Here is a 15,832-nt window from a genome sequence, read left to right on the forward strand (position 1 = left end):
CCGGTGGGTCCGGGCGCCGCCGTCGGGTTCGCGGAGCCGTGCCTCAGCCGCCGATGCGGGCGACCAGGACGCAGGCGTCGTCCTCGCGTTCGGTCTCGCCGAACTCCTCGATGACCATCCGTACGCAGTCCTGGGCGGACCGGGCCGCCGAGAACCGGGGGGCCAGGGCCAGCAGCCGCTGGGTGCCGTCGGCCTGGCTGAACTCGATGCTGCGGGGGGTGAGTCCGTCGGTGTGGAGGACGAGGACGTCGCCCGCTTCGAGCGGCACCTCGGCCTGTCCGTACACCGCTCCGGAGGTGGCGCCCAGCAGGACCCCCTCCGGCGGGGCCAGGGAGCGGCCGGCGCCGTGCCGGAACAGCAGCGGGGCGGGGTGTCCGGCCTGGGCCCAGGTCAGCACCCGCCGGTCGGGGTCGAAGCGGCAGCAGACGGCGGAGCCCAGGGCGGGCTGCACGGAGGTCTCCAGCAGCTGGTTGAGCCAGCCCATCAGGGGACCGGGCGCGATCCCGGCCATCGCCATGCCGCGCAGCGCGCCGAGCATCATGGCCATCCCGGAGGTGGCGGTGACCCCGTGTCCGGTGAGGTCGCCGACCGTGAGCATGGAGCCGCCGTCGGGGAGTTCGAGGGCGTCGTACCAGTCGCCGCCGATCAGGGCGCTGGTGGCGGAGGGCAGGTAGTGGGCGGCCACGTCCAGGGTGCCGGTGCTGCCGTGCGGGAACCGCAGGGAGCCGCGCCACGGGGGCAGCACGGCTTCCTGCAGCTCGACCGCAAGCCGGTGCTCGGTCTGCGCGATCTCCCGCTGGCGCTGGAGCGAGTCCCGGGACTCGCGTACCGCCCGCTGGCTCCTGCGCAGTTCACTCACATCGCGGAGCACGGCCCACATGGAGGCCGTGCAGCCGTCGGAGTCGAGTACCGGCTCGCCCCTCATCTGCATGGTCCGGACCCGGCCGTCGGCGCGGACGATGCGGAACTCGCCGTCTATGGGACGGCCGTCGACCAGACAGGCGGTGACCATCGAGGTCAGGACCGGCTGGTCCTCGGAGAACAGGGTGGAGCCGAGCTCGTCCAGCGAGAGCGGGCCGGCCTCGGGGGAGCGGCCGAAGATCTGGAACAGTTCCTCGGACCAGCTGACCTCGTCGGTGAGCAGGTTCCATTCGGCGCTGCCGACCCGGGTGAGGTCGGAGCAGGCCTCCAGCGGGGCGGACTGCGGCAGTGCCTCGTGTTCGGCCCCGGATAACGGGGGCATGCCCTCCTTGAGCTGTCCCAAGTGCTCGCCGAGGTCGTCGAGATGGTGCACGGCGAGGTCGCAGAGGGCGCGCTGCCAGCGGCCCTGCGGGTCGTGGTCGTCCACGACGGTGTCGCGGCGCACCGCGTCCACCTCACCGCGCAGCCGCCGTGTCTGCTTGATCAGCGCGTCCACCGACCCGGACTCGGGCGGCTGCGCGGGTCGGTCCGCGAACAGGTGGGACGGCATGGAGGACTCCGATACAGGCGCGCACGGCCTAGTAGTACGGCCAAACAGGACGGACTTGTCACGACTGTGGCACAGCGTGCGACGGCCCGTAAGGCGTTTGGCAACATCCGTAGCGGCCTTGCCCTAGGAATATGCCTGAGGCCTCCCGGTGCCCGTTCTCTGTGCGAATGATTCAAGTCGGCCGGATCCCGGCCGGGCCGTCGACCCGCCAGGTCACACCGTGACCGGAACCGGATGGATCTCGTCCGCCGGGTGCCCGGCCCGTTCGTGGATCCGCCGCACGGCCTCCGCCGACGGGGCCTCGGACAGGCAGTACACGGTGCCCGCCTCCGGGTCCGCCCAGGCCTGCTTGAACTGCACTCCCTCGTCTCCCTCGATCGCCAGGTCGGCCCGGTGGGCCTCCATCAGCTGTTCCTCGGTGATGCCCTTCATGCCGGTGTGGACATCCATGAACGTGGCCATTTCCCGCACCTCCTCTTTCCTCCTTCCATGGTGGGCCCACGGCCGGAAACCGGCCTCGCGAGGGGCTTTCGCCGCACGTACGGCCGAGATTCCCGGAAGGGTGAACTTCCGGGACCGGCCGGAAGCTCCCACGAACGGGGGACCCGGCACCCCCCGCTTCCCACCGCCCGAAGGGGTGGCTACTCTACGTGCCGGTAATCAACCGGAGCCGGTACGCACAGCGGTGGATACGGAGTTCGGACCTCTATGACAGGGCAGCGACAGGGCGGACCCGCCGGGCGGAGCCGCCGAGACTTCCTCATGTACCTGGTCGCGGCCCCGACCCTGGCCGTGGCCGCGACCGCCGGTGCGGACGCGCTGGTCCCGAGCCCGGCCCGCGCCGCGATCCCCACCCTGCCCGCGCCCGCCGACCTGGTCGACCTCGGCGACCTGTTCATCCTGGCCGGCGCGCCCACCGCCGGAATGCTGGTGCTGACCGTGGAGACGGACGGCACCGCGGTCTTCCGGCTGCCCCGCGAGGAGGTCGGCCAGGGCCTCACCACCGCCGTGGCCATGCTGGTCGCCGAGGAACTCGACACCCCGCTGGACCGGGTCCGGGTGGAACTCGACGACGCCCGACCCGAACTGCTCTTCAACCAGCTCACCGGCAGCTCCAACGCCATCCGCTCGCTCTACGGGCCGGTCCGCCGGACCGCCGCCACCGCCCGGGCCCGGCTGGTCGCGGCCGCCGCCGCCCGCTGGGGCCTCCCGGCCGCCGGGCTGACCACCGAGGGCGGAGCCGTCCGGGCCCCCGACGGCCGTACCGCCGGATACGGCGAACTCGCCGCGGCCGCCGCCGATCCCGCGCTGGTCGTCCTCGGCGCCACCCCCAAACCCGAGGCCCGGCACTCCCTGGTCGGCCGCCCCACCAGCCGGATCGACGCCCGCGCCATGGTCACCGGACAGCTGGAGTACACACTCGACCTCGACGTGCCCGGGGCCAAACCCTGTGTGGTGCGGCGCCCGCCCACCCTCGGCGGCACCGTCCGGTCCGTCGCCAACGCCGCCGCCGTCCGGGCCATGCCCGGGGTGCTGGACGTGGTCACCGTCCCCACCGGGGTGGCCGTGGTCGCCGAGACCTTCGGGCAGGCCCTCGACGCCCGGGCCGCCCTCCAGGTCGGCTGGGGCCCCGGCCCCGCCGACCACCTCTCCGACGCCCAGATCCGCGACAGGCTGCGCGCCGCGGTCCCGCCGCTGCTGGTGCCCCCGCTGCTCACCCCGTACGTGGACGCCGAGTTCGACTTCGCCTTCGTCGGCCACGCCCCGCTGGAGACCAACTGCGCCGTCGCCGACGTGCGCGAGGACCGCGCGGAGATCTGGTCCGGCCTCAAGTCCCCGATCGTCGCCCGGCAGACCATCGCCGCCGAACTCGGCCTCCCCGTCTCGCGGGTGACGGTCCATGTGGTGCAGGCGGGCGGGTCCTTCGGACGCCGGCTGTTCTTCGACGCGGCCCTGGAGGCCGCCCGGATCTCCCGGGCCTGCCGCCGCCCGGTCCGTCTGATGTGGACCCGGGTGGACGACACCCGGCACGGCCGGATGCGCCCGGCCACCCACCACCGCATCCGCGCCACCCACGCCCTCGGCGAGGTGCTCAGCTTCGAGCACCGGGTGGCGGCCGTGGAGACCGACTTCCGGCACGGCCTCGGCGAGATCCTCACCGCCACCGCCGCCAGCCTCCCGACGGGCCTCGGCAACGCCACCCTCGCCCAGACCCTGTTCCTCACCACCGTGAAGTCCCCCTACCACTTCGGCCTCACCACCCAACTGCTCCACGAGGTGCCCACCGGCATCCCCACCGGCTCCTGGCGGTCGGTGTACTCGGCCAACACCCGGGGCGCCGAGGAGATCGTGGTCGACGAGCTGGCCGCCCGCACCGGCCGGGACCCCTACCGGTTCCGCCGCGCCTTCCTCAAGACCGACGCCCAGCGCGCCGTACTGGACCGGGCCGCCGAGGAGGGGGAGTGGGGCAGACCCATGGAACCCGGCTGCGCCCAGGGCATCGCCTTCCACGAGGAGTACAAGTCCCGGACCGCATGCCTGGTGGAGATCGACACGCGCGACCGGGAGCGGATCAGGGTCACCCGGGCGGTCATCGCCGTGGACGTGGGCCTGCCGGTCAACCCGCGCGGACTGGAGGCGCAGATGCTCGGCGGCTTCACCGACGCCCTCTCCACCACCCTGCGGTCCGGACTGCACCTGGACCGGGGGCTGCCGCTGGAGGGCAGCTACAGCCAGTTCCACTGGGCCACCCAGCGGGACACCCCCCGCCAGGTGAAGATCGTGGTCATGCCCGCCACCCCGGGCGCCGAGCCGGGCGGGGCGGGCGAACTGGGGGTCCCCGCCGCCGTCGGCGCCATCGCCAACGCCTACGCCCGGGCCACCGGGACCAAACCCCGCAGCTTCCCCCTCGACTTCGACGTGGACTTCACCCCCTACCCCCGCTAGCCATCCCCTCCTGGAGCGTCGCCGTGCCCTCGCACACCTTCACCGTCAACGGGCGGAGCGTCACCGTGGACGCCCCCGACGACCTGCCGCTGCTCTGGGTGCTGCGCGACCTGCTCGGGATCCGCGGCCCCAAGTACGGCTGCGGGGTCGACGTCTGCAAGGCCTGCACCAGCCACCTCGACGGGACCGACATCCGGCCCTGCGTGGTCCCGGTCTCCGCCTGCGCGGGCCGTGAGGTCACCACCATCGAGGGGCTCGCCGACGGCGACACCCTGCACCCCGTGCAGGAGGCCTGGCTGGAGCAGGACGTCGCCCAGTGCGGCTTCTGCCAGCCGGGTCAGATCATGGCGGCCGTCGCCCTGCTCAAACGGACCAACCGGCCGACCGAGGAGGACCTCGACGCCATCGCCAACATCTGCCGCTGCGGCACCTACTTCAGGATCCGCGAGGCCATCCGCAGCGCCGCCGACAGAATGTGACGGAACATCGGAAACCGGGGCGCGGGGGAGCGAGGGGAGGGATCCCGGTGCACCCCCGTAACACCGGGACCCGTCCGCTCGGGCTCCAACCTAGGCCGGTGCGCGGCCCGTTGCAGGATTCGTTGTGCCCAGTCGTTCAAGGAGACGGGTATCACAGCGCACAGTGTGCGCCCGGTGGTTGAATGGCCGACCCCGCAGGAAGGGACCCGCCATCCAGCCCTGGAACCGCTCCGACGACATCCTCAAGGCCCATCGGCTCGCCCACACCGGCGGTTCCGCCGCCGTACTGCGCTGGCTCGCCGTCCGGCTGGCCGGCTGGACCGGGGTGCTGGACCCCGGCCACCCCGCCGCCGGCCCGGAGCCGGAGCTGGCCGCCCGGGCCGCCGCCGAGCTGGCCGCCCGGGGCGTCCGCTCGGCCGTGCTGGACGGTCCCACCGCCACCGCGCTGCTGTTCGCGCTGGAGGAGGGCCGGGCCCTGGCCGCCGTACTGCCCCGGCCCTATCCGCCCGGGGCGTCCGCGCTGCTCGCCGACGCCGCCGTGCCGCTGTCCCTGGTGTGGCGGGCCGAGCAGGCCACCCGGCGGGAGGAGCGGGCCCGGCTGGCGGAGGCGCGGGCCCGGGAGACCGTCCTGCACCTGCTGATGAACGGCCGGCTGGCCCTGGCCCACCAGATCGCCGAGGCGCTCACCCCCTCGCTGCCCGACCCGATGCGGATGTACGTGGTCGAGTGCCGCCCCGGCACCCGGGAGGAGGCGGCCCGGGGCTGCGCGGAGCTCACCGGCGGACGGGCCTGGATCCTGCGCTGCCCGGTCTATCTGCGGCACCTGATCGTGCTGGTCCCGGCCGGCCCGGCGCGGACCGGACCCGACGGCCCGGCCCTCGCCGAGGCGCTGACCGGGCTGAGCCGGGAGTGCGTGGTCGGGGTCAGCGAACGGGTCCCGCTGCGCGAGTCCCCCGCCGCCTACACCCAGGCCTTCCACGCCCTGGCCGTGGCCCGGGGCCGGCCCGAACGGCACGCGGGCTTCGGCCCCGGGCCCGAACTCGCCCTCGCCGCCCATACCGCCGGGGCCGGCTGGGCGTGGGCCCTGCTCGACCCGCTGCACCGGTACGCGCCCCGCCGCCCCCAGGACCCGGGCGGCCACGAACTGCGGACCACCGCCCACGCCTGGCTGAACTTCACCTCGCACGCCACCCGGCTGCTGAAGATCCACCGGAACACCCTGGCCACCCGGCTGCGGGTGGTCGAGGAGATCCTCGGCCTGGACCTGGCCCGGCTGCCCGACCAGGCCTCGCTCTCCCTCGCCCTGCGGCTCACCCCCGGCGGCGCCCCGCCCCGTACGGCGGGATCCGGGCCGGGGACGGCCGCCGCCGGCTCGCTGGACGAGGTGCTCCGCCATCCGAGCCTGGCCCGCTGGTCCCGCACCCATCTGACCCCGCTGACCGGCCCGGACGCCCCGCCCGGCGCCCGCGACACCATCCGGACCTGGCTGCGGCACGACGCCCGGCTGGTCCCCACCGCGGCCGCCCTGGGGATCTCCGTACCGGGCGCCCGCAAACGGCTGACCCGGATCGAGGCCCTGCTGGAGCGTTCCCTGCTCCAGTCGCCCAGCGCCCGCCACGACCTCTGGCTCGCCCACCGGGCCGAAGCCCTCCGGGAGGGCCGGAGCACCGACCTCGCCGAGTGTCACACCGACTGATTCACGCCAAACCGGTTGATCCTTTCTGAATGAGGCGTATCAACCCGAAACGCGTGCTGGTCGGTGAGCCGCTCGACACCGCCCGGCTCGGCGAGACCCTGCTGCCCAAGCGGCTCGCCCTGCCGATCTTCTGCAGCGACCCGCTCTCCTCGGTGGCCTACGCCACCGAGGAGATCCTGCTCATCCTGGCCCTCGGCGGAGTGGCCCTGCTGCACCTGACCTGGTACGCGGCCGCCGCCATCGTGTTTCTGATGATCGTGGTCGTCGCCTCCTACCGGCAGACCTGCCACGCCTACCCGGGCGGCGGCGGCGCGTACATCGTCAGTTCCGAGAACCTCGGACCGACCGCCGCGCTGACCGCCGCCAGCGCCCTGCTGGTCGACTACGTGCTGACCGTGGCCGTCTCGGTGGTCTCCGGGGTGGCCGCCATCACCTCGGCCATCCCCGCCCTCAGCGACCACGAGGTCGTCATGTCGGTGGCCTTCGTCGCCCTGCTCACCGTGATGAACCTGCGCGGGGTCCGCGAGTCCGGCCGGATCTTCGCCATCCCCACCTACGGATTCGTCCTCGTCATCTACGTGATGTTCGCCTTCGCCGCGGTCCGGCTCGCCACCGGCGAGACCATCCGCGCCGAGTCCGCCGAACTGCCCATCATCGCCGAGGGGGAGTTCACCGGCCTCGCCCTGGTGCTGCTCGCCATGCGGGCCTTCGCCTCCGGCTGCACCGCGCTCACCGGCGTCGAGGCCATCAGCAACGGCGTACCGGCCTTCCAGAAGCCCAAGAGCCGCAACGCCGCGACCACCCTGGCCGCCATGGGGGCGCTCTCGGTCACCATGTTCCTCGGCATCACCGTCCTCGCCATGGTCTACAAGGTGCACGTGGCCGCCGACCCCACCGAGCTCGGCCTGCCCCCCGGCACCCCGATGTCCACCGCCCTCGCCCAGATCGGCCGGGCCACCTTCGGCGACCTGCACTTCCTCTTCTACCTGCTGCAGGCCGTCACCGCCGGAGTGCTGATCCTCGCCGCGAACACCGCCTTCAACGGCTTCCCGATGCTCGCCTCGATCCTCGCCAAGGACCGCTACGCCCCGCGCCAGCTCTTCAACCGCGGCGACCGGCTCGTCTACTCCAACGGCATCGTGCTGCTGGCGCTCGCCGCGATCGCCCTGATCGTCGCCTTCGACGCCGAACTGACCCGCCTCATCCAGCTGTACATCATCGGGGTGTTCGTCTCCTTCACCCTCTCCCAGGCGGGCATGGTCCGGCACTGGAAACGCGAGCTCGCCGACCCGGCCACCCCCGCCGCCGAGCGGATCCACATCCACCGCCGGCGGGCCATCAACGCGGTCGGCGCGGTGATGACCTCGGTGGTCCTGGTGATCGTGCTGCTCACCAAGTTCACCCACGGCGCCTGGCTGGTCGTCATCGCCATGCCCATGCTGTTCCTCGGCATGAAGGGGGTCCGCCGGCACTACGACCAGGTGGCCCGCCAGGTGGCCGTCGCCCCGGGGGTCCGTCCGCGGCGGCCCGCCCGGCACCATGTGGTGGTGCTGGTGGCCGCCGTGCACGCCCCCACCCTCAAGGCCGTCGGCTTCGCCCAGGCCCTGCGGCCCGACACGCTGACCGCCCTCAGCGTGGCCACCGACGAGGCCGACGCCGACCGGCTGCGGAACGCCTGGGCCGAGCACGACCCCGGCATCCCGCTGAAGATCCTGCACTCGCCCTACCGGGACCTGACCGGGCCGCTGCTGGCGTACATCCAGGAACTGGCGGCGGCGGAGGGCACCGACATGCTGTCCGTGGTGATCCCCGAGTTCGTGGTGGGCAACTGGTGGGAGCAGCCGCTGCACAACCAGAACGCCTTCCGGCTGAAGGCCCGGCTGCTGTTCACCCCCGGGGTGGCCGTGATCGACGTGCCCTATCTGCTGGACTCGGCGAAGCCGGAGGCCCCGTGACGGCGCAGGCCCGGTGACGGCGCAGGCCCCGTAGCGGGGCGGTCAGGCGAGGCCGCGCTGGGTGACCGCGGCGTGGGCCAGCGACAGTTCGACGAGCTGCGCCGGGTCGGACAGGGTGCGGCCGGTGAGCTGTTCGAGGCGGCGCAGCCGGTTCGAGACCGTGTTGCGATGGCAGAACAGCCGCTGGGCCGCCTGGGTGGTGGAGCCCTGGCAGGCCAGCCAGGTGCCCAGGGTGGACAGCAGCACCCGCCGGTCCTCCAGGGGCAGGGCCAGCACCGGGCCCAGCACCACCTGCCGCAGCCGGTCGGCGAGTTCGCCCTGGGCGGCCACCAGGGCGGCCGGCAGCCGCTCGTCCAGCAGCACGGTCCGCGGTCCGGCCGGGGCGGGGGCGGTCCGCAGGGCCAGCTCCGCCAGCCAGCGGGCCCGGACCAGCTTGGCCGGGGTCTCCACCACCGGGCTGATCCCGCCCCGCACACCGAGGGGCGCCAGCAGCTCCCGTACGGACTCCAGGGGACGGCCGCCCAGGTCGACCAGGCCGGTCTCGCCGTCGGCGCGGATCCGCCACAGCACCCGGGGGTGCCCGGACCGGGTGGGTGCGGAGGGGCCGGGGCCGGGCGCCCCGGGGGCCAGCACCACCACGGCGAACCGGCCGCGCTCCGGCAGCCCCAGCTGTGCCGCGGCCTCCGAGACCAGCCCGCCCGCCGCGCCGGTGCCGTCCAGCAGCGCGTCCAGCAGGGCGGCCCGGCGCTCCCGGTCGCGGGCCCCGTGGGCGGCCTCGGTGTGCCGGTAGGCCTCGGCGACGGCGTCCGTCAGCTGGTCCATCACGTCCCACAGCACGGCGGCGGCCGGCAGCAGCCGGGGCAGCGCGGCCCGGTCGTACGCGGCCACCGCCTCGGTCAGGGTCCCCCAGAGCAGCCGGCCGCCGTGCCGGTAGGTGCGGAGCAGGGAGGCCAGCGGGAGACCCTGGCCGGCCCGGAGGGCGCCGGTCTCGCGGGCGTCCGCGGTGTCCACCGGCAGCCCCCGGACGCCGCGGACCAGGCCCTCGACGGCCTGCCGGAGGTTGTGGTGGATCCGCTCGCGCAGCTCGGCGCGGCCGAGCAGGGCGGCGTACGAGGGGTCCTCGGCCAGTGTGCGGTCCGCCAGCCGCTCCGCGACGACGGCGATCCGGCGGTCCAGGTCCTCGCGTATCTCCTCGATGATCCTCTCCATGGCGCGCAGCGTGTCACGGTGTCGGGCCGATGGGGAGGGGGCCGGAGCGGGTCCGCTACCGTGGGCGGAGCACTGCGCTTGCAGTGCTCAGGACAGTCCAGTCAGGGATCCGCCATGCGCCAGAACCCCGAGCGCCGCGCCGCGCTGCTCGACGCCGCCATCGAAGTGCTCGCGCGCGAAGGCTCCCGCGGACTGACCCTGCGGGCGGTGGACAAGCAGGCCGCGGTGCCGACCGGCACCGCGTCCAACTACTTCGCCGACCGGGGCCAGCTCCTCGGCCAGATCCTCCGCCGCACCCGGGAGCGGCTGGTCCCGGACGCCGAGGCGCTCGCGGGCCCGCTGGACACCGCCGCCCTGCTGCGGGACCTGCTGGCCCGGATGCGGCGCGAGCGCAGCGTGCACATCGCCATGCTGGAACTCCGTCTGGAGGCCACCCGCCGGCCCGAACTCCGCGAGGAGCTGTCCCGGTTCCAGGGGATGGAGCTGGAGGCCAACGTCACCTGGCACCTGGACGCCGGACTGCCCGGGGACCGCACCGGAGTGGTGCTCCTGTACCTGACCATGCTGGGTCTGATCGTCGACGACCTGACCGCACCCGAACTGCTCGCCCCCTACCCGCCCGAGGAGCTCATCGAGGCGATGGTGGCACGGCTGCTCCCGCTGCTGCCGACCGCCGGGCAGTAGTCGGGCGGCAGCGGATCGTATGCCAGACTCCCGGGGGCCGGCATCCCGCAACGGTTCTTGATCCAGCGCGCCCCGATTCGGCCAATCCCGGTCGGCTTCCGCGCATGTTCCGTTGGAAAATGCCAGAACACCCTTCCGCTGTGTGGAACTTGAGTAAGTTCCTCTCTGTCGCCGCCGTACGACCGTGAGCTACGGACATCTGGCCGGGAGGGAAGCCCGCGTGCCCGGGATTGACGAATGCCTGCTCGAAGCCATGGCACTGCCCGGTGCCCGAGGTGCCGCACTGGTGGACTGGAGCAGCGGGCTGGCCCTGGGAACCGCGGGGGACTCACCGGTCGGCGACCACGAGACCACCGCCGCCGAGACGGCCGAACTGGCCCGCGCCGCGGCCGAGTACGAGTCCTTCGCCGCCGCGCCCCCCGATCCCGACGGTCCCGCGGACGAGCCGGCCGGACCGCCCGTCGAAGACCTGATCGTCACCACCCGCAGCGGCTACCACGTGCTGCGCTTCGTCGAGACCAGTTTCGACAGCAGCGTGTTCCTGCACCTCTGGCTGGACCGCACCGAGGGGAACCTGGCCCTCGCCCGGCACAGACTCCGCGACCTCGCCGAGGGGCTGGTGCTCAGATGACCGGACTCCTGCCCGGCGGAACCCAGTTCAGCACCGCCGACCCCACCGTGGTCTCCCCGCTGCTCACCCGGCTGGCCGCCGAACGCGCCACCGGGGCCCTGTTCCGCGACCGCGGCACCCTCTTCCTGGAGGAGGGCCGGATCGTCCACGCGGAGAGCCCCGCCACCCCCGGACTGGACGTCCTCCTCACCATAGGCGGCGGCCTCACGCCCGAACGCTGGCGTGAGGCCGTGGACCGGGCCGGGGCCCGCCGACAGGTGGCCCGCTTCCTGGTCGACAGCGGGGGACTGGCCGGCGGCGAACTGGAGATATGCCACCTGGCCGCCATGTACGACGCCGCGTTCTTCGCGCTCTCCCCGGGCAGCGGCCCCTCCCGGTTCCGCCGCGGCGCCACCCACTGGATCGGCTCGGACCACTCCGTGCCCGCCGCCTCCGTGGAACGCGAGACCCGCCGCCGCCGCGAACTGCTGGACGCGGTCTGGCCCTATCCCGCCCTGGACACCGCCCCGGTCGTGCCCCGCCCCGCCGCCCCCGGGCAGACGCTCACCAGCCGCCAGCGCAACCTGCTGCACCACGCGGACGGGGTCCGCACCCCGGCCGCCCTGGCCTGGCTGCTGGGCCGGCCCGCCTTCCACACCCTCCTCGACGTCCGGCGGCTCGCCGCGGCCGGACTCGTCGAAACCCCCCACGCGCCGGCCCCCGCCCCGGCCGCGGTCCCCCTGCCCGACTGGATCACCGAGACCCAGAGCCCGGACGTGGCCCTGCTCCGCCGGTTACGCGACGCACTGGAGGCAAGCCTGTGAGGCTCCCACTGCGCCCCCGCGCGGACCGGCGAGCGGCCGAAAGGAGAACGGCCATGGTGCCTGCCGAAGCCGAAGCCGAGATACTCGCCGAGCTCCGGCGGCTGCGGGCCCGCGTACCCCAGCTCACCGGCGCCCTCGCCGCCAGCGCCGACGGCCTGGTGCTGGCCCAGGACACCGCCGCGACCGAGGCCGAGGCCGTGGCCGCGCTCACCGCCGCCGCCCTCGGAGTCGCCCAGCGCCTCGCCGACACCACCGGCCAGGGCGGCTTCCGGGAACTCCTGGTCCGCGGCGAACACGGCTACGTCGCCACCTACGCCGCCGGTGAGGCGGCCGTACTGACCCTGATCGCGGAACCCCGCGCCAATGTGGGCCGGCTCCATCTGGAAGCCCGCCGCTCCAGCCTGCACATCGCCGAACTCATCGAGACCACTCTCGGCCGCCGGGGCCCCGGCGCCCGTCCCTGAGTACCCGCACACCCGAAGAAACCCCGAAGAAATCCCGAAGCAGTTCCCCAGAAGGAGAGCATCATGGCCAACGTGGACACCGTCCTCAAGGAAGCCGTCACCACCATCGAGGGCGCCCTCGGTGCCGCCCTGGTCGACTACAGCAGCGGCATGGCCCTCGGCATCTCCGGCGGCGGCAAGGACCTCGACCTGAACGTCGCCGCCGCCGGAAACACCGATGTGGTCCGGGCCAAGGTCCGCACCATGGAACTGCTCAAGCTCCAGGACGACATCGAGGACATCCTGATCACCCTCGGCACCCAGTACCACCTCATCCGGCTGCTCAAGGGCCGGGGCGCGCAGGGCCTCTTCCTCTACCTCGCCCTGGACAAGAACCGTGCCAACCTGGCGATGGCCCGCCACCAGCTGAAGAGCATCGAGGCCGGACTGGAGATCTGAAAACGCGCCCGGACGGGTGAATCCGGCGGACGGACGCGCGTCCACCGATGAGTTCCGCGGGCGCCTCCGGTCCGTATGGGTGGGGAAGCGGGGACCGGGCAGCGGTCCCCGCCCCCGGACCGCCCAGGAGGCAGCGATGAGCAGCACCGGATTCACCACGTGCCTGTGGTTCGACGGCCAGGCCGAGGCCGCCGCCGACTTCTACCTGTCGGTGTTCAAGGACGGCAGGCTCGGCCGCGTCGGCCGCTACACCGAGGCCGGACCGGGCCCGGCCGGCTCGGTGATGGTCGTCGAGTTCGAGATCAACGGGCAGCAGTTCGTCGCCCTGAACGGCGGCCCGGAGTTCACCTTCAACGAGGCGGTCTCCTTCCAGATCCGCTGTGCCGACGAGGCGGAGGCCGACCACTACTGGGAGGCCCTCACCCGGGACGGCGGCCAGGGCGTGGCCTGCGGCTGGCTGAAGGACCGCTTCGGGGTCTCCTGGCAGGTCACCCCGACCGAGGCGATCGACCTGATCAGCGACCCGGACCCGGTGAAGGCGGCCCGGACCACGGCCGCGATGCTCACCATGACCAAACTGGACCTGCCGGCACTGCGCCGGGCCCACGCCGGCACCGCCTGACCCCCTGCCCCCGCCCGCCATGCCTCCACGGCATTGCCCGGGCCGGGTCACCCGTCCCGGGCGATCCGGCGCAGCAGGGCCGGCAGGGCCGTACCGATCGGCTCGCGGACGACCTCCTCCGCGAGCGGGTCGTACGGGGTCTCCTCGGCGTTGACGACGATCAGCCGGGCCCCGTGCTCCGCCGCGATCCCGGCCAGCGCCGCCGCCGGCCGCACCTGGAGCGTGGTGCCCACCGCGACCAGGATGTCGCAGGCCTTCGCCACCGCCATGGCCTGCCCCAGCACCTCCGGGTCCAGGGCCTCGCCGAACATCACGGTGGCCGCCTTGAGGATCCCCCCGCAGCCGGCGCACGCCGGATCGGGCTCCCCGGCCGCCACCCGGCGCAGCGCCTCGTCCATCCCGGTACGCGCCCGGCACCGGGTGCAGACCACCGCCCGGGCGGTGCCGTGCAGTTCGAAGACCTTGCGGTCCGGCATCCCGCCCGCCTGGTGCAGCCCGTCCACGTTCTGGGTGAGCACCCGGACCGGGGTCCCGGTCCGCTCCAGCTCGGCGACGGCCCGGTGCGCCGCGTTCGGCCGCGGATCCAGGGCGGCGAGCTCCGCCCGCATCAGCCAGGACCGCCGCCGGACCTCCGGATCCGCCATGTACGGCCCGTAGGTGACGAGCTGTTCGGCCCCCGGATCACGGCGCCACAGCCCGTTGGGCCCGCGGTAGTCCGGAATCCCGGAGTCGGTGGACAGTCCGGCCCCACTGAGCACGGCGACAAGCGGTTTCCCCATGCCGGGACTCTAGACACGGCTCCCGAACCCGGCCACCGGATTACCGGACGGCGGAGGCCGTCAGGAGGAGGGTGGCGGTGGCCGTCCAGAGGAGGGCCACCGAGGTCAGCAGGGACTGGAGTTCACGGCCGTCGGTGGCGATCCCGGCGGTGAGGCCCAGGGTGCCGGCCGTGCCGGCGAGCAGGCCGAGGGCGGCCGCCAGCAACCCGGGCAGCGGCACCAGCAGGGCGGCGGCCAGGGCCGGGCCGGCGCCGCCGAGCAGGGTCAGTCCGTAGAACACCAGCGCGTCCTGCCGCGCCGCGCGACTCTCGACGAGCACCGCGCCTCCTTGACCGGGCGGTGCCCTTCGCCCTGTGCGCACGCACCGCGCAGGGATCATGCCTCACGGTGACGGGTTCCAGTCACTGGACGCAGAATTCGTTGCCCTCCGGGTCGGCCAGGATCAGATGGACGCTGCCGTGTTCCTCGACCCGGCGCAGCACGGTGGCGCCGAGCCCGGTCAGCCGCTCCGCCTCGGCGTCCCGCCGGTCGGGCCCGAAGTGCAGGTCGATGTGCAGCCGGTTCTTGCCCTGCTTGGGCTCGGGCACCGCGTTGAACAGCAGCCGCCGGCCCAGTCCGCCGCCGGTGGCCGGGTCCACCGGGTCGGCCGGATGCCGGACGGCCGCGGCCAGCCGCCAGGCCTTGTGCCCGTCCACCACGGTCCAGTCCTGCTCGGTGACCGCGCCGAAGCCGATCAGCCGCTCGATCAGCACCGAGTTGTCCTCGCGCTCGTATCCCATGGCCGCGGACCAGAACCCGGCCATCCGCAGCGGGTCGGCGCAGTCCACGACGAGTTTCCATTCCACGGCGGTCACGGCGGTCATCGGGGCTCCCGGTTGCGGTCGGCTTCGGTCGATCGAGGTCCCTTCCCTTATACGCCCGGGGACGGACAACTGCGGCTCCGCCGGGCGGGACTGAGTACGGGTACTCAGGAGGCCGGGGGCTCCCACCAGCCATAATCGACTGTCCGCCGTGCCCGACCGGCCCCTTGGAGAACGTCTGATGCGCCCTACCGCCCCTGCCGTCCTGATCGCCGCCGGGCTGGCCGGTCTGCTGGCCGTGTCCGCCTGCGGCACCACCAGGACGGGTTCCGGCGGGACGGGTTCGCCGACTCCGGACCTGGCGCGGGCGGCCGAGGCGGCGATGGCGGCCGACCGGACCTGGCACGACGAGCGGTTCCCCGAGATCGCCGCCCGCTGCAAGGACGCGGCGGCCGCCGCGAGCGCCGCGCCCTCCAAGGGCGGGGCCGCCGGGGCGCTGGACCCGGAGGCCGCCAAGTACGCGGAGAACCACGCCTATCGGATCCGGGGCACGCTCGGCCCGGAGGCGGAGTGCCGGGGGCGGGCGCACGCCGCCCGGATCGCGAAGGCGCTGACCGGTGCCGGCACCCCCGCCCCGGTGGACGAGGAGGCCCTCCGGCGGGTCCTGTACGGCCTGGGCTACGTCACCTCCGAGGGCGAGGTGTACCGGTCGGGCGGCTCGCTCGGCTTCGCCTTCGCGGTGCGCGGCGGCGGCTCCTGCGTCACCGGCAGTCTGGGCCGGCCGGTCGGTGTGGAGGCCCACGGCGCCTACATGGAGGGCGGCTGCCTGGAACCCCGCGGCGGCCACTGAGCCAC

Annotated in this window: 17 protein-coding genes; 11 read left to right on the top strand and 6 right to left on the bottom strand. The window is 73.8% G+C overall.

Annotated elements, in window-relative coordinates:
* Positions 1-43: 43 nt before the first annotated feature.
* Both ACZ50K_RS06395 and ACZ50K_RS06400 read right to left on the bottom strand, forming a co-directional pair.
* Positions 44-1,471: a PP2C family protein-serine/threonine phosphatase gene (locus ACZ50K_RS06395; RefSeq protein ID WP_468898124.1), complete on the bottom strand. Its 1,428-nt coding sequence runs from the start codon at positions 1,469-1,471 to the stop codon at positions 44-46.
* Between the two features lie 213 nt (positions 1,472-1,684).
* On the bottom strand, positions 1,685-1,933 hold the full coding sequence (locus ACZ50K_RS06400; protein WP_468898126.1) for an SCO4226 family nickel-binding protein: 249 nt from the start codon (positions 1,931-1,933) through the stop codon (positions 1,685-1,687).
* A gap of 246 nt (positions 1,934-2,179) precedes the next feature.
* Between ACZ50K_RS06400 and ACZ50K_RS06405 the strand changes: the two genes are divergently transcribed.
* From ACZ50K_RS06405 to ACZ50K_RS06420, 4 genes are all read left to right on the top strand, one after another.
* Positions 2,180-4,417, top strand: coding sequence for a xanthine dehydrogenase family protein molybdopterin-binding subunit (locus tag ACZ50K_RS06405; RefSeq protein ID WP_468898128.1), 2,238 nt, complete (start codon positions 2,180-2,182; stop codon positions 4,415-4,417).
* Between the two features lie 23 nt (positions 4,418-4,440).
* Positions 4,441-4,896, top strand: a complete 456-nt coding sequence (locus ACZ50K_RS06410) for a (2Fe-2S)-binding protein (RefSeq protein ID WP_468898130.1) — start codon at positions 4,441-4,443, stop codon at positions 4,894-4,896.
* 178 nt (positions 4,897-5,074) lie between these two features.
* Entirely contained in the window at positions 5,075-6,592 is a 1,518-nt protein-coding gene (locus ACZ50K_RS06415; RefSeq protein WP_468898132.1) for a helix-turn-helix domain-containing protein, read from the top strand.
* 29 nt (positions 6,593-6,621) lie between these two features.
* Complete coding sequence (locus ACZ50K_RS06420) at positions 6,622-8,547, top strand: APC family permease (RefSeq protein WP_468898134.1); 1,926 nt, start codon at positions 6,622-6,624, stop codon at positions 8,545-8,547.
* A 42-nt stretch (positions 8,548-8,589) separates the two neighbouring features.
* Here the strand turns inward: ACZ50K_RS06420 and ACZ50K_RS06425 are convergent, their stop codons facing one another.
* Positions 8,590-9,756, bottom strand: coding sequence for a PucR family transcriptional regulator (locus ACZ50K_RS06425; protein WP_468898136.1), 1,167 nt, complete (start codon positions 9,754-9,756; stop codon positions 8,590-8,592).
* Positions 9,757-9,870: 114 nt separating this feature from the next.
* On the opposite strand from ACZ50K_RS06425, the gene ACZ50K_RS06430 reads away from it, so the two are divergent.
* The 6 genes from ACZ50K_RS06430 to ACZ50K_RS06455 all read left to right on the top strand — a co-directional run bounded on the left by ACZ50K_RS06430 (position 9,871) and on the right by ACZ50K_RS06455 (position 13,398).
* Positions 9,871-10,440 (top strand): TetR/AcrR family transcriptional regulator, encoded by a 570-nt coding sequence (locus ACZ50K_RS06430; RefSeq protein WP_468898138.1) that lies wholly within the window; start codon positions 9,871-9,873, stop codon positions 10,438-10,440.
* Between the two features lie 220 nt (positions 10,441-10,660).
* Positions 10,661-11,071, top strand: coding sequence for a roadblock/LC7 domain-containing protein (locus ACZ50K_RS06435; protein WP_468898140.1), 411 nt, complete (start codon positions 10,661-10,663; stop codon positions 11,069-11,071).
* On the top strand, positions 11,068-11,874 hold the full coding sequence (locus tag ACZ50K_RS06440) for a transcriptional regulator (protein ID WP_468898141.1): 807 nt from the start codon (positions 11,068-11,070) through the stop codon (positions 11,872-11,874). Before ACZ50K_RS06435 ends, ACZ50K_RS06440 begins: the two co-directional genes overlap by 4 nt.
* 53 nt (positions 11,875-11,927) lie before the next feature.
* The gene (locus ACZ50K_RS06445) at positions 11,928-12,338 is read left to right on the top strand and encodes a roadblock/LC7 domain-containing protein (RefSeq protein ID WP_468898143.1); all 411 of its coding nucleotides are present in this window, start codon (positions 11,928-11,930) and stop codon (positions 12,336-12,338) included.
* A gap of 63 nt (positions 12,339-12,401) precedes the next feature.
* Positions 12,402-12,776: a hypothetical protein gene (locus ACZ50K_RS06450; protein WP_468898145.1), complete on the top strand. Its 375-nt coding sequence runs from the start codon at positions 12,402-12,404 to the stop codon at positions 12,774-12,776.
* Between the two features lie 136 nt (positions 12,777-12,912).
* Complete coding sequence (locus ACZ50K_RS06455; RefSeq protein WP_468898147.1) at positions 12,913-13,398, top strand: VOC family protein; 486 nt, start codon at positions 12,913-12,915, stop codon at positions 13,396-13,398.
* Positions 13,399-13,445: 47 nt separating this feature from the next.
* Here the strand turns inward: ACZ50K_RS06455 and ACZ50K_RS06460 are convergent, their stop codons facing one another.
* The 3 genes from ACZ50K_RS06460 to ACZ50K_RS06470 form a co-directional block, all read right to left on the bottom strand.
* Positions 13,446-14,177, bottom strand: coding sequence for an SIR2 family NAD-dependent protein deacylase (locus ACZ50K_RS06460; RefSeq protein WP_468898149.1), 732 nt, complete (start codon positions 14,175-14,177; stop codon positions 13,446-13,448).
* A 40-nt stretch (positions 14,178-14,217) separates the two neighbouring features.
* Positions 14,218-14,496, bottom strand: coding sequence for a hypothetical protein (locus ACZ50K_RS06465; RefSeq protein WP_468898151.1), 279 nt, complete (start codon positions 14,494-14,496; stop codon positions 14,218-14,220).
* Positions 14,497-14,578: 82 nt separating this feature from the next.
* Complete coding sequence (locus tag ACZ50K_RS06470; RefSeq protein WP_468898153.1) at positions 14,579-15,040, bottom strand: VOC family protein; 462 nt, start codon at positions 15,038-15,040, stop codon at positions 14,579-14,581.
* A gap of 178 nt (positions 15,041-15,218) precedes the next feature.
* Here ACZ50K_RS06470 and ACZ50K_RS06475 point away from each other — a divergent pair, with 178 nt between their 5' ends.
* On the top strand, positions 15,219-15,827 hold the full coding sequence (locus tag ACZ50K_RS06475; RefSeq protein ID WP_468898155.1) for a hypothetical protein: 609 nt from the start codon (positions 15,219-15,221) through the stop codon (positions 15,825-15,827).
* The last annotated feature ends 5 nt before the right edge of the window (positions 15,828-15,832 follow it).

It is taken from the genome of Streptomyces sp. NPDC033845, assembly GCF_055576225.1.

Coding starts and splice junctions, on each gene's coding strand:
- ACZ50K_RS06400 (WP_468898126.1), bottom strand. CDS start 1,933: ATGGCCACGTTCATGGATGTCCACACCGGCATGAAGGGCATCACCGAG.
- ACZ50K_RS06455 (WP_468898147.1), top strand. CDS start 12,913: ATGAGCAGCACCGGATTCACCACGTGCCTGTGGTTCGACGGCCAGGCC.
- ACZ50K_RS06420 (WP_468898134.1), top strand. CDS start 6,622: ATGAGGCGTATCAACCCGAAACGCGTGCTGGTCGGTGAGCCGCTCGAC.
- ACZ50K_RS06405 (WP_468898128.1), top strand. CDS start 2,180: ATGACAGGGCAGCGACAGGGCGGACCCGCCGGGCGGAGCCGCCGAGAC.
- ACZ50K_RS06395 (WP_468898124.1), bottom strand. CDS start 1,471: ATGCCGTCCCACCTGTTCGCGGACCGACCCGCGCAGCCGCCCGAGTCC.
- ACZ50K_RS06430 (WP_468898138.1), top strand. CDS start 9,871: ATGCGCCAGAACCCCGAGCGCCGCGCCGCGCTGCTCGACGCCGCCATC.
- ACZ50K_RS06470 (WP_468898153.1), bottom strand. CDS start 15,040: ATGACCGCCGTGACCGCCGTGGAATGGAAACTCGTCGTGGACTGCGCC.
- ACZ50K_RS06440 (WP_468898141.1), top strand. CDS start 11,068: ATGACCGGACTCCTGCCCGGCGGAACCCAGTTCAGCACCGCCGACCCC.
- ACZ50K_RS06445 (WP_468898143.1), top strand. CDS start 11,928: ATGGTGCCTGCCGAAGCCGAAGCCGAGATACTCGCCGAGCTCCGGCGG.
- ACZ50K_RS06460 (WP_468898149.1), bottom strand. CDS start 14,177: ATGGGGAAACCGCTTGTCGCCGTGCTCAGTGGGGCCGGACTGTCCACC.
- ACZ50K_RS06425 (WP_468898136.1), bottom strand. CDS start 9,756: ATGGAGAGGATCATCGAGGAGATACGCGAGGACCTGGACCGCCGGATC.
- ACZ50K_RS06475 (WP_468898155.1), top strand. CDS start 15,219: ATGCGCCCTACCGCCCCTGCCGTCCTGATCGCCGCCGGGCTGGCCGGT.
- ACZ50K_RS06450 (WP_468898145.1), top strand. CDS start 12,402: ATGGCCAACGTGGACACCGTCCTCAAGGAAGCCGTCACCACCATCGAG.